This is a genomic window from Burkholderia semiarida (assembly GCF_029268935.1).
GTDB classification, from domain to species: Bacteria; Pseudomonadota; Gammaproteobacteria; order Burkholderiales; family Burkholderiaceae; genus Burkholderia; species Burkholderia semiarida.
Genome location: NZ_JAHLCL010000008.1, coordinates 131,599 through 143,315, shown reverse-complemented (window position 1 = coordinate 143,315; position 11,717 = coordinate 131,599). Strand labels below are relative to the sequence as shown.

10 protein-coding genes are annotated in these 11,717 nt (G+C 66.3%); 5 read left to right on the top strand and 5 right to left on the bottom strand.

Features of this window, described 5'->3' with window-relative positions:
- The gene (locus KPB06_RS23905; protein ID WP_059579955.1) at positions 1-1,950 is read right to left on the bottom strand and encodes an arylsulfatase; all 1,950 of its coding nucleotides are present in this window, start codon (positions 1,948-1,950) and stop codon (positions 1-3) included.
- A 275-nt stretch (positions 1,951-2,225) separates the two neighbouring features.
- Here KPB06_RS23905 and KPB06_RS23900 point away from each other — a divergent pair, with 275 nt between their 5' ends.
- A complete protein-coding gene (locus KPB06_RS23900; protein ID WP_059579953.1) occupies positions 2,226-2,939 on the top strand; it encodes a hypothetical protein in 714 nt (237 codons plus the stop codon).
- Positions 2,940-3,033: 94 nt separating this feature from the next.
- On the opposite strand, the gene KPB06_RS23895 is transcribed toward KPB06_RS23900, so the two are convergent.
- Positions 3,034-3,963 (bottom strand): LysR family transcriptional regulator, encoded by a 930-nt coding sequence (locus KPB06_RS23895; RefSeq protein ID WP_059579950.1) that lies wholly within the window; start codon positions 3,961-3,963, stop codon positions 3,034-3,036.
- Positions 3,964-4,094: 131 nt separating this feature from the next.
- Between KPB06_RS23895 and KPB06_RS23890 the strand changes: the two genes are divergently transcribed.
- The gene (locus KPB06_RS23890) at positions 4,095-5,114 is read left to right on the top strand and encodes a zinc-dependent alcohol dehydrogenase family protein (protein WP_059579948.1); all 1,020 of its coding nucleotides are present in this window, start codon (positions 4,095-4,097) and stop codon (positions 5,112-5,114) included.
- Between the two features lie 72 nt (positions 5,115-5,186).
- On the opposite strand, the gene KPB06_RS23885 is transcribed toward KPB06_RS23890, so the two are convergent.
- The 3 genes from KPB06_RS23885 to KPB06_RS23875 form a co-directional block, all read right to left on the bottom strand.
- A complete protein-coding gene (locus KPB06_RS23885; RefSeq protein WP_059579945.1) occupies positions 5,187-6,371 on the bottom strand; it encodes a porin in 1,185 nt (394 codons plus the stop codon).
- Between the two features lie 136 nt (positions 6,372-6,507).
- Positions 6,508-7,290: an ABC transporter substrate-binding protein gene (locus tag KPB06_RS23880; RefSeq protein WP_059579942.1), complete on the bottom strand. Its 783-nt coding sequence runs from the start codon at positions 7,288-7,290 to the stop codon at positions 6,508-6,510.
- 50 nt (positions 7,291-7,340) lie between these two features.
- Complete coding sequence (locus KPB06_RS23875) at positions 7,341-8,462, bottom strand: M20 aminoacylase family protein (RefSeq protein WP_373453019.1); 1,122 nt, start codon at positions 8,460-8,462, stop codon at positions 7,341-7,343.
- Positions 8,463-8,645: 183 nt separating this feature from the next.
- On the opposite strand from KPB06_RS23875, the gene KPB06_RS23870 reads away from it, so the two are divergent.
- The 3 genes from KPB06_RS23870 (at position 8,646) to groL (ending at position 11,703) form a co-directional block, all read left to right on the top strand.
- Positions 8,646-9,605 (top strand): LysR substrate-binding domain-containing protein, encoded by a 960-nt coding sequence (locus KPB06_RS23870; RefSeq protein ID WP_059579937.1) that lies wholly within the window; start codon positions 8,646-8,648, stop codon positions 9,603-9,605.
- Between the two features lie 154 nt (positions 9,606-9,759).
- On the top strand, positions 9,760-10,050 hold the full coding sequence (locus KPB06_RS23865) for a co-chaperone GroES (protein ID WP_011694564.1): 291 nt from the start codon (positions 9,760-9,762) through the stop codon (positions 10,048-10,050).
- 12 nt (positions 10,051-10,062) lie between these two features.
- On the top strand, positions 10,063-11,703 hold the full coding sequence (gene groL, locus KPB06_RS23860; protein ID WP_059579935.1) for a chaperonin GroEL: 1,641 nt from the start codon (positions 10,063-10,065) through the stop codon (positions 11,701-11,703).
- The last annotated feature ends 14 nt before the right edge of the window (positions 11,704-11,717 follow it).

Genomic DNA, 11,717 nt, shown 5'->3' with positions numbered 1-11,717 from the left:
TCAGTAATAGCCGCGCGGACGCAGCGGCTCGACACCGCCGACGTTGCTCATGTAGGCCTTCCACTGGTCGACGAGCGTGCCGACCACCGACGGGTTCTGCGCGGACACGTCGGTCGTCTCGCCGCGATCCGACGCGAGGTCGTACAGTTGCCAGTGACCGTCGAGCGGCCCGAGCGGCGGCTCGGTCCACAGCGCCTTCCAGCGGCCGTCGGCGCTGCGCAGGTACGCGCGACCGTACGCTTCGTCGCCGAACGGCGTCGTGTGCACCTCGCCCGTCGCCGAGCCGGTGAGCACGGGCAGCAGCGACTGGCCGGTGACCGGATACACGTAGCGGTTGTTGTAGACGACCTTGCCCTTGTTCTGGTCGACGCCCGTCAGCGTGTTGACGAGCGGCGGCGCCGGCTGCGACGGCGGCGTGACGCCCGCGACCGCGAGGAACGTCGCCGTGTTGTCGGTCACGTGCGTGAACGCGCGCAGCGTCGGCAACGGCTGCGACTGGCCCGGCAGGTGCACGATCGTCGGCGTCGATACGCCGCCTTCGCCCGAATAGCCCTTCGTGAGCCGGAACGGCGCCGCGCTCACTTCGGCCCAGCGCAGCCCGTACTGGAGGCGCTGCGCATTCTGCTTGCCATTGTCGGTGCCGAGCGCGGAATAGACCGGCTCCTGCGCGTTCGCGGTGTCGGTGGCGGTCGGGTCCGCGCCGGAATCGATCGGCCAGCCTTCCGCGCCGTTGTCCGACTGGAACATGATGAACGTGTTGTCGTATTCGCCGATGTCCTTCAGATGCTGGATCAGGAGTCCGATGTTGTAGTCGAGGTTCTCGACCATCCCCGCGTAGATCTCCATGTAGCGCGCCTGCGCCTTCCGCTCGGCCGGCGACAGGCTCGACCACAGCTTGTCGACCTTGCCGCTGCCGTAGTCGCTGTAGCCGTCCGCGGCCGAATGTACCGCGCTGATGTACTTCGCGTTCGCGGTGCCGTTGTTCGCGGTCGCGGGCGATGCCGTCGTCGTCTCGGGCAGCCCGTCGAATGGCTTGAAATCCGCCGGAATCAGGCCGAGCGCCTTCTGTCGCGCGATCCGCGCGTTGCGGATCGCATCGTAGCCGGCGTCGTAGACGCCCGCATATTTGTGCAGCCACGGATCGGGCACCTGCAGCGGCCAGTGCGGCGACGTATAGGCCGCGTACGCGAAGAACGGCTTGCCGTCCTGCCTGTTCGCATCGATGTACGAGATCAGCTTCTGCGTATAGAAATCGGTCGAATAGAACACGGCCGGGCTGCCGCCCGCGCCGCCCGGCTGCCCGGGCTGGCCCGGTTGCACGTAGCGGCCGTCTTCCGTGTAGTTCGACGAGCCGGCCGGCTCGTGCGCGAAGTGGTTCGTCGCCGCGCCGCCGAGCAGCACGTAGCTGCGCTCGAAGCCCCACTGGTCGGGCGTCTGCCCGCTACCCGTCGTACTGCCGACGATTCCGGAGCCGATGTGCCACTTGCCCGCGATATAGGTGTGATAGCCGGCGTCCTTCAGCAGTTGCGCGAACGACAGCGCGCGGTCGTTCAGGTAGCCTTCGTAGCCGGGCAGCCCGCGCCGCTCGTCGGTCGGCACGCCCATCGTGCCTTCGCCGACGAGATGGTGATCGGTGCCCGACACCAGCATCGCGCGCGTGATCGCGCAGACGGTGCCCGTGTGATGGTTCGACAGGATGCGGCCCGATGCGACGAGCGCGTCGAGGTTCGGCGTATTGATCTCGCCGCCGAATGCGTGGATGTCGGAATAGCCGAGATCGTCGGCCATGATGTACAGGATGTTCGGGCGCTTGGCCGACGGCGTCGCGCTGGCCTGCGGCGGCGGATTGCTGTCGACGCCGCCGCACGACGCGAGCGACACCGCGCCGGCAATCGCGGCGCAGACGACACGGAAACGAACGGCATGCAACGGCGACGCGGACTTTTTCATTTTTGTTGACGCTCGAGCTACGGGAGCGGCGATCTTAGCGTTGCTCGCGCGGCGCCCAAAGTCGGATTCGTCACATGCTAACGGGGTGCGGGAATATGCGGCTCAAGCAGCGCGTGCTTGCCCATGCTTTCCAAACCGTAATCGAGACAGGAATGCGCATCCCGGCCCCATCATCCCGTCGTGCGCCGTCGTTCACGCGCGCATCCGCATGTTGATGTCGCTTTCAAGACCATGCAGGCACGCCATCCAGCCATCGAATTTTCATCGGAGTCGTCATGTCGAAAATCACGGAACTACTGAAAACGCTCGATACTTGCGAGCCTTACCGTCCAATAAAAACGTTGTCTATGGAGCGCGCGCGGAAGGCCTCCACACTTCTCCTTGGCAGTGGCGGCTTCTGCTTTCTGCTGCTCCTCTTGTTAGCCGGGTGGCATAAATTGGCGGCTGCCGAGTGGCAGGTGATTCCGGCAGTCACACTCTATGCCTTTACAGTCGTCCTCAGCCTGCTCTCTCTCGTTGTGGAACCCATCGTCGGCGTCGTAAAGATGTGTCACTGGAAGCAAGAAGCGCTGGATACGCTCATCCGCGAGATAGAAACCGACGAAAAGAACGCCCGATTGCTGAACAGCTATGCGGACGACACCCTCAAATGCGCGCAGCATTGCCTGCAGATCAAGGTGAAACGCCTCGATTCGCGTGTCGCTTCATTCTTTGGTAGCGGCGCGGCAGCATATGCGCTTCTTGCCATCACGTTCACCAACATTAAGGATGCGGGTGGATTGCCGTGGCTGGGGAATACGCTGGCGAGCGGATTCGTCTCCGGAAACTTCATCAACACGGCGATTCTCTGGGGTATCGCCCTCGTCTTTGGATTGTCCGTCGGCTCCATGATGATGAGGCGGGTCCAGTCGCGCTTCGCGTACCAACTCGAAGTGATCGAACTGACATTGTTACACCGAGCGTTGGAGACAATGGAAAAGAATACGTAGCGCCTTACCGGTTACCTTCTCGATATGTGAGACGAGAGCAAGCGCGACGTGCAGCCAACCGGATTGCGCGCCGTCATTGGAGAACCGGCCGCCGTCATGCGCGCTCCCCATTCGCGTCGTCCGACGCCAGCATCCGCGGAATCTCGTCGACCAGCGCATCGACGACCACCCGCACCTTCGACGGCACGTGACGCGCAGCCGGCCGCACCGCGAACACCTCGGCGCCCGACACGCTGTCGCTGTCCATCACGAGCGCGAGACGGCCGTCGCGCACGTACGGCGCCATCAGCCAGCACGGCAGCCACGCGAGGCCCGCACCGGCGGCGGCCGCGTCTGCGATCGCCTGCAGGTCGTCTAACCGCAGGCGGCCGGCCGCGCGATGGTCGTGCACCGCGCCGTCCGCGCCGATGATCCGCCACGGCGCCGGCTGTCCGCCGCGCGAATACGCGATGCCGACGTGCGACGCGAGTTCGGTGAGCCCCGCTGGCCGGCCGTGACGCGCGAGATACGCGGGCGATGCGCAGATGCCCATGCGCTGCACGCCGAGCTTGCGGCCGACCAGCGCGCTCGTATCGGCCAGCTCGCCGATGCGCACCGCCAGGTCGAAACCGTCGTTGACGAGGTCGGCCACGCGATCGCTGAACGACACGTCGATTTCGAGCCGCGGATGACGCTCGACGAGGCGCCGCACGACGGGCGCCACGCATTGCCGCCCGAACAGCACGGGCACGCTGATGCGCACGCGCCCGACCGGCTCGCGGCGGCCCGCGTCGAGCGCGGCCTCCGTCTCGCCGAGTTCGGCGAGCAGCCGCCGGCACTGCTCGTAATAGACGTGCCCTTCGTCGGTCAGGCCGAGCTGGCGCGTCGTACGCTGCAGCAGCCTCGCGCCGAGACGCTGTTCGAGCCGCGCGACGATCTTCGCGACCGCCGAGCGCGTCATGCCGAGGCGCAGCGCCGCCGCCGCGAAGCTGCCCGATTCCACCACGTCGACGAATTCGGCGACGCCTCTGAGCCGTTCGTCCATGTCGTTCCGCTCCGATGAAAGGGGATGACAGGGTTGTGTCCACACCGGCGACAATCGTTGGCCGAATTCTCGCCAATGCGTCCCCGGGCGCGACACTATGATAGTCCCGACTATCTCGAAAAGGAGCCGACATGCATGCATGGCAAATCAAACCGGGCGACGGCATTGCCGGGCTCGGTCGCGTCGATGCGACGGAACATCCGGTCGGGCCGACCGACGTCGTCGTGAAGATCCACTCGGCCGCGCTGAATTATCGCGACCTGATGTTCGCGCGCGGCGACTATCTCGGCATCGGAAAGGAAGCGCTGATCCCGGTCGCCGACGGCGCCGGCGAAGTCGTCGAGACCGGCCGCGACGTCACACGCTTCAAGCCGGGCGACCGCGTGATCAATACCTATTTCCCGCGCTGGATCGACGGGCCGCCGACGCCGCACAAAGTATCGGGCTCGCCCGGCGCGCAATTCGACGGCGTGCTGGCCGAACGCTTCGTCGCCGACGAAACGGCGCTGGTGGCGATTCCCGCGCATCTCGACTACGACAAGGCGGCGACGCTGTCGTGTGCGGGCGTCACCGCGTGGAACGCGCTGTTCGTCGACGGCGGGCTGGCGCCGGGCGCGACCGTCGTGCTGCTCGGCACCGGCGGCGTGTCGATCATCGCGCTGCAGCTCGCGCAGGCGGCCGGGCTGCGCACGATCGTGACCTCGTCGAGCGACGCGAAGCTCGAACGCGCCCGCGCACTCGGTGCGGACGCAACGATCAACTATCGCGCGACACCCGAATGGCAAAACGAAGTGTTGCGGCTCACCGGCGGCGCCGGCGCGGATCTGGTCGTCGAAGTCGGCGGCCGCGACACGCTACCGCGCTCGGTCGCCGCGACGAAGCTGGGCGGCCTCGTATCGGTGATCGGCGGACTCAGCAGCTTCGGCGGCCCGGAACTCGCGCTGCTGCCGCTGATCGGCGGCTTCCGGCGGCTGCACGGCTTCATGGTCGGCAGCCGCACGATGCTCGACGACGTCGTGCGGCTCGTCGACGCGAAACGGATCGAGCCGGTAGTCGATCGCGTGTTCGGCTTCGACGAAGCGCCGCAGGCGTATGCGTACCTGGAGTCGGGGCAGCACTTCGGCAAGGTCGTGATTCGCGTCGCTCAATGAGCGACGCGAGATGCACGGGCGGCGAGCGACGGACGGCCTCGTGCCGCGCTCGCCGCTTCCCGGATGACCTCGTCAGAACTTGTGACGAATCCCGGCATGCACCATCAATTGCTTCGACGTCGACGACAGATCCGCCGCACCGGGAATGTAAGCCTGGTCGAGCGACGAGCCGGTCGCGTCGCCCGCCACGCGCTGGAATGCGCCCATCAGGTACACGTCCGTGCGCTTTGACAGGTTGTAGTCGGCCATCAGCCCGATCGAATGGATCTTCGGTTTCGCGGAGCCCGTCGTCGCGTCATAGCGCACCGTCGTGTACACGTACTGCGCACCGACGAACAGCGCCGGCGTGAACTGATACTTGCCGTTCACTTCGAAGTTCTGGTACTTGATCGACGTGACCGTGCCGCCCGCAAGCGGGCCCGTCACCGGCTCGATCGTTTCGTCGCCGAACAGGTAGCCGACGTTCGCGCCCGGCCGCGTGACGTTGCTGTTCGTGTAAGCGAAGCCGACCGTCGCGGGCCCCGCCGTGTAGTTGATGCCCGCGCCGAAGATCCGCAACCGCGCCGACGCGAAATTGGCATCGGCGCCGACCGCCCCCGAACCGGCGATCGCACCGCCCGACGTCGCACCCGGGTTGTCCGCGTTGAGAAACGCCGCGCCGACGAGCAGGCCGCCGTGCTCGTACTGCGCGCCGACGCTCCATTGCCGGTTGTTCGCGAAGCCCGTGTCGTTGCTGAAGCTGTACGTGCCGCCGAACGAAAATCCGGAAAAATCCGGGCTCGCGTACTTGACCGTGTTGTTCACGCGAAACGTGTTGCCGGTATTGTCGTTGTCGAACGGATGCGAGAATGGATAGACGCCCCAACTGCCGTTCGCGGTGGTCGGCGCCAGATAGTCGACGAGCGCGTCGTACTGCCGGCCGAGCGTCAGCGTGCCGAACCGTGCGCTGCCGAGCCCGACGTACGCCTGCCGCCCGAACATGCGGCCGCCCTGCGCGAGGGTGCCGCTGTTGACGTTGAAACCGTTCTCGATCTGGAACAGCGCGCTGTAGCCGCCGCCGAGGTCCTCGGTGCCCTTCAGCCCCCAGCGGCTACCCTGTGCGAAGCCGCTTGCCATCTGCCACGCGCCGTGCCCGCCGACGTTGTTCGTATAGTCGATACCCGCGTCGACGAGGCCGTAAAGCGTGACGCTGCCTTGCGCGAACGCAGGCGCCGCGCACAGCGCCGGAATCGCGACGAAAACGAATCTCCATTTCATTATATGTAATCCTTATCGATATGATTTACCGTGACGAGCCGGCGGTTCATGGTCCGCCGCTCGCACAGGTGCGATGCTGCTTCCGTTTCCGGTGCACGGCTCGCCGCGCACCGTCCCCTCGTGCCGGTCCCGCGCGTTACTTCGCGCCGTAGATGTCGAAGTCGAAGTACTTCCGGTTGATCCGTTGATACGTGCCGTTCGCGAGAATCGTCGCGAGCGCGCGGTTGAATGCCTCGCGCAGATCGTTGTCCTGCTTGCGCAGCCCGAGTCCGTCGCCCTGCCCGAAGTACTTCACGTCGTCGATCGCCTGGCCGACGAACGCGAAGTCCTTGCCCTGCGGCTTCTTCAGGAAACCGTCGCTGGCCGCGATCGACGCCTGGAATGCCGCGTCGAGCCGGCCCGTCACGAGATCGGCGTAGACCTGGTCCTGGTTCTGATACGACACGATCTGCACGCCGGCCGGCTGCCAGTTCGCAATCGCGTAATCGGCCTGCGCGGAACCCTGCTCGACACCTACCCGCTTGCCCTTCAGCGCAGCGGCCGTCGGCAGCAGCGGCGAACCCTTGCGCGCGATCAGCCGCGCGGGCGCGTTCGAGATCCGGTTCGTGAACGCGATCTGCTGCATCCGCTTCGGCGTGATCGTCATCGACGATGCGATCACGTCGAACTTGCGGGCGAGCAGCCCGGGGATCATCCCGTCGAAGCTCGACTCGACCCACACGCAGCGCGCACGCAACTCCGCGCACAACGCGTTCGTGATGTCGATCCCGAAGCCCGTCAGCGTGCCGTCGGGCAGCTTGTATTCGAGCGGCGGATAAGTCGGATCGACCGCGAGACGAATCTCCTTGCCCGCCCAGTCGCCCGCCTGCGCCGTTCCTGCCGCCAGCGCCACCGCGAGCGCCGCCATCCATGTCTTCATTGCCAGTCTCCTTGCGTGTGTGAATCGTCGATCGAAAGCGTGCGGGCGCCTCAGGCGAGGTAGCGCTCCGCCAGCGCAATCCAGTAGCTCGCGCCGATGGCGACGCATGCGTCGTTGAAGTCGTAACCCGGGTGATGCAGCCCGCAACCGCCGACACCGTCGCCGTTGCCGATCGACAGGTAGCTGCCGGGGCACGCTTCGAGCATGAACGCGAAATCCTCGCTGGCCGCGATCGGCTTCAGGTGCGGAATCAGCGCCGCATCGCCGCCCCATTCGCGGGCGACGTCGCGCGCGAACGCGGTCTCCGCCGCGTGATTGACCAGCACCGGATAGTCGTGGCGGTAATCGATCTCGGCCGTCGCGCCGTAACTCGCGGCCTGCCCGTGCACGATCTCGCGAATGCGCGTTTCGAGCAGCGCGCGCACGTCGGGCGAAAGCGCTCGCACGCTGAGCGCGAGCTCCGCATGCGCGGGAATCACGTTCGATGCCGTGCCCGCATGAATCGACCCGGCCGTGACGATGGCCAGATCCTGCGGATTGACGTTGCGCGACACGACGCTTTGCAGCGCCATCACGATCGACGCGCAAACGACCACCGGATCGACCGTCAGGTGCGGCGTCGCGCCATGCCCGCCGCGCCCGGTCACACGTACCCGCACCTCGTCGGCCGACGCCATCGCCGGGCCGTCGCAGAAGCCGAGCACGCCGGCCGGCAGGCCCGGCACGTTGTGCATCGCGAACACCGCGTCGCAGGGAAAGCGCACGAACAGCCCGTCGTCGATCATCCGCTTCGCGCCGCCGAGCCCTTCCTCCGCCGGCTGGAAGATCAGGTTCAGCGTACCCGTGAAGCGTGCACGTTCCGCCAGACAGCGCGCGGCCGCGAGCAACATCGTCGTATGACCGTCGTGACCGCACGCGTGCATCACGCCGTCGTGCCGGCTCGCATGCGGCAGCCCGGTGGCCTCGCGAATCGGCAGCGCGTCCATGTCGGCGCGCAGCCCGAGCCGCTTCCCGGCGCCGCGCGTGAGCGTGCCGACCACGCCGGTGCCGCCGAGCCCGCGCGTCACCCGATAACCCCACGTTGTCAGATGCTCGGCCACGAGATCGCTCGTCGCATGCTCGTCGAAACCCAGCTCCGGATGCGCGTGCAGCCGGCGCCGCAGCGCGATCATCTCCGCCTCGATCGCCGCCATTTCCGGCTGAATGGATGAATGGTCCAACCCAATTCTCCTCGATGCATTCCGGTTGCCGATCGCCCGAATGACCGATCGTGCCCTAATCGTAGGTAGCGAAAATCCCGTCGAACAGCCTCGGTTTCGTTATGATGACAACCTTTCGTTGTCGGGTATCGCACCATGAGCACGATCAAGCTGCATCAGTTGCAGGCGCTCGTCGCCAGCGCGGAGGCTGGAAGCATTCGCGGCGCGGCACGCTCGCTCGGGCTGTCGCAGGCGGCCGTCACGCGTGCGCTGCGCGAGCTGGAGGCGAGCGAGCGCCTGCCGCTGCTCGTGCGCGCGCCGGAGGGGATCGGCTTCACCGACTACGGCAAGACGCTGCTCACGCACGCGAGGCTCGTGCTGAAACAGCTCGAACACGCGCAGAGCGATCTCGAACGCATGCGCGGCCGCGTCGAGGGCCGACTGAGCATCGGTGTCACGCCGTGGCTCACGATGACGTTCCTCGCGGAAGCGGTGCTGCGATTTCGCGAGCACATGCCCGACGTGCGGCTCGAACTCTACGACGCGCTGATGGCCGTCGCACAACCGCTGCTGCGCGACGGCAGCATGGATTTCGCGCTCGGGCACGTGCAGCCGGGCGGCACGCAGGAATTCGCATGCGAGCCGATGTTGCGCTACGAGACGTCGGTCATGGTGCGCGCCGGCCATCCGCTCGAACGCGCGCGGTCGATCCACGACCTGCTCGACAACGACTGGGTGCTGAACTTCGCGGCCGACGGGCAGGCCGCGCTCGTCGACTATCTGTTCACGCGCCACGGCGCCCGGATCGACGAGCGGCGCATCGTCCGCGCGCAGTCGGTCGCGATGTTGCAGACGATGCTCGAACAGGCCGACATGTGCACGTGGTGCCCGACGATTCTCGCGGCCGTGCCGCCGTCCGGCGACCGGATGCGCGCGTTGTCGCTGAAGGAGACGTTCGAACCGCGCGAGCTCGGCATCGTCACGCGCCGCAGCAGCACGCTCAGCGACGCCGCGCGCTGCTTCATCGATTGCCTGCTGCATGTCATCCGCCGGCACGCGCGATCCGCGCGCAAGGAGGACCTCGCGCTGTTCAAGACGGTGTCGCTGCTGATCTGACGGCCTGCACCGGCTGCTGTTCGTCCATAGCGCATTCGCGCAAATGCTTTTCGAAATCCGTTATTGGATCGCGCCGTCGCGCGTTTTTATACTCGTCAGCACTCTCTGCCAAAGAGTGCCAGCCAATTTCGACAGAACCGCACAGGACGAACCAATGAGCCTACGCCCCTTGCACGATCGCGTGATCGTGAAGCGACTCGATCAGGAAACCACCACCGCGTCGGGCATCGTGATCCCCGACAGCGCCGCCGAAAAGCCCGATCAGGGCGAAGTCATCGCCGTGGGCCCCGGCCGCAAGGACACGGACGGCCAGCGCATCGTGCCCGACCTTCAGGTCGGCGAGCGCGTGCTGTTCGGCAAGTACGCGGGGCAAGCCGTCAAGGTGGACGGCAACGAGTTTCTCGTGCTGCGCGAGGAAGACATCGTCGCGGTCGTCAATCAATAACGGAGCGCAATCATGGCAGCCAAGGAAATCATTTTCAGCGACATCGCCCGGTCGAAGCTGACCGAAGGCGTCAACATCCTCGCGAACGCGGTGAAGGTCACGCTCGGGCCGAAGGGCCGCAACGTCGTGCTCGAACGCAGCTTCGGCGCGCCCGTCGTCACGAAGGACGGCGTGTCGGTCGCGAAGGAAATCGAACTCGCGGACAAGCTGCAGAACATCGGAGCCCAGCTCGTGAAGGAAGTCGCGTCGCGCACCAGCGATGCGGCCGGCGACGGCACGACGACGGCCACCGTGCTCGCGCAGGCGATCGTCCGAGAAGGCCAGAAATACGTGGCGGCCGGGCTCAATCCGCTCGACCTGAAGCGCGGCATCGACAAGGCCGTCGCATCGGCCGTCGACGAACTGAAGAAGATCAGCAAGCCGACCACCACCAGCAAGGAAATCGCCCAGGTCGCGACGATCTCCGCGAACGGCGAGGAATCGATCGGCCAGCGCATCGCCGAGGCCATCGACCGCGTCGGCAAGGAAGGCGTGATCACCGTCGAGGACGGCAAGTCGCTCGCCGACGAGCTCGACGTGGTCGAAGGGCTGCAGTTCGACCGCGGCTACCTGTCGCCGTACTTCATCAACAATCCGGACAAGCAGATCGCCGAGATCGAAAACCCGTACATCCTGCTGCACGACAAGAAGATCTCGAACATCCGCGACCTGCTGCCGGTGCTCGAACAAGTCGCCAAGTCGGGCCGGCCGCTGCTGATCATCGCCGAAGACGTCGAAGGCGAAGCGCTCGCGACGCTCGTCGTGAACAACATCCGCGGGATCCTGAAGACGGTCGCGGTCAAGGCGCCGGGCTTCGGCGATCGCCGCAAGGCGCTGCTCGAGGACATCGCGATCCTGACCGGCGGTCAAGTCATCGCGGAAGAAACCGGCCTGACGCTCGAGAAGGCAACGCTGGCAGAACTGGGCCAGGCGAAGCGCATCGAGGTCGGCAAGGAAAACACCACGGTGATCGACGGCGCGGGCGATGCGAAGAACATCGAGGCGCGCGTGAAGCAGATCCGCGTGCAGATCGACGAGGCGACCTCCGACTACGACCGCGAGAAGCTGCAGGAACGCGTCGCGAAGCTCGCGGGCGGCGTGGCGGTGATCAAGGTCGGCGGTGCGACCGAAATCGAGGTAAAGGAGAAGAAGGACCGCGTCGACGACGCGCTGCACGCCACGCGCGCGGCCGTCGAGGAAGGCATCGTGCCGGGCGGCGGCGTCGCGCTGATCCGCGTGCGGCAGGCGATCCGCGAACTGAAGGGCGCGAACGCCGATCAGGACGCGGGCATCAAGATCGTGCTGCGCGCGCTCGAGGAACCGCTGCGCCAGATCGTCACGAATGCGGGCGAGGAAGCGAGCGTCGTCGTCGCGAAGGTCGCCGAAGGCACGGGCAACTTCGGGTACAACGCGCAGACGGGCGAGTACGGCGATCTCGTCGAATCGGGCGTGCTCGATCCGACCAAGGTCACGCGCACCGCGCTGCAGAACGCGGCGTCGGTGGCCGGGCTGCTGCTGACGACGGATGCGACCGTGTTCGAAGCGCCGAAGGACGCGGCGCCGGCCGCCGCGCCGGGCGGCCCGGGTGCGGGCGGGCCGGGGTTCGATTTCTGACGACGCGGCAGCGT

What these genes read in the sequence shown, in the direction of transcription:
- KPB06_RS23885 (WP_059579945.1), bottom strand. Translation starts at nt 6,371, where the DNA reads ATGAAATGGAGATTCGTTTTCGTCGCGATTCCGGCGCTGTGCGCGGCG.
- KPB06_RS23900 (WP_059579953.1), top strand. Translation starts at nt 2,226, where the DNA reads ATGTCGAAAATCACGGAACTACTGAAAACGCTCGATACTTGCGAGCCT.
- KPB06_RS23890 (WP_059579948.1), top strand. Translation starts at nt 4,095, where the DNA reads ATGCATGCATGGCAAATCAAACCGGGCGACGGCATTGCCGGGCTCGGT.
- KPB06_RS23870 (WP_059579937.1), top strand. Translation starts at nt 8,646, where the DNA reads ATGAGCACGATCAAGCTGCATCAGTTGCAGGCGCTCGTCGCCAGCGCG.
- KPB06_RS23880 (WP_059579942.1), bottom strand. Translation starts at nt 7,290, where the DNA reads ATGAAGACATGGATGGCGGCGCTCGCGGTGGCGCTGGCGGCAGGAACG.
- KPB06_RS23895 (WP_059579950.1), bottom strand. Translation starts at nt 3,963, where the DNA reads ATGGACGAACGGCTCAGAGGCGTCGCCGAATTCGTCGACGTGGTGGAA.
- KPB06_RS23905 (WP_059579955.1), bottom strand. Translation starts at nt 1,950, where the DNA reads ATGAAAAAGTCCGCGTCGCCGTTGCATGCCGTTCGTTTCCGTGTCGTC.
- groL (WP_059579935.1), top strand. Translation starts at nt 10,063, where the DNA reads ATGGCAGCCAAGGAAATCATTTTCAGCGACATCGCCCGGTCGAAGCTG.
- KPB06_RS23865 (WP_011694564.1), top strand. Translation starts at nt 9,760, where the DNA reads ATGAGCCTACGCCCCTTGCACGATCGCGTGATCGTGAAGCGACTCGAT.
- KPB06_RS23875 (WP_373453019.1), bottom strand. Translation starts at nt 8,462, where the DNA reads ATGATCGCGCTGCGGCGCCGGCTGCACGCGCATCCGGAGCTGGGTTTC.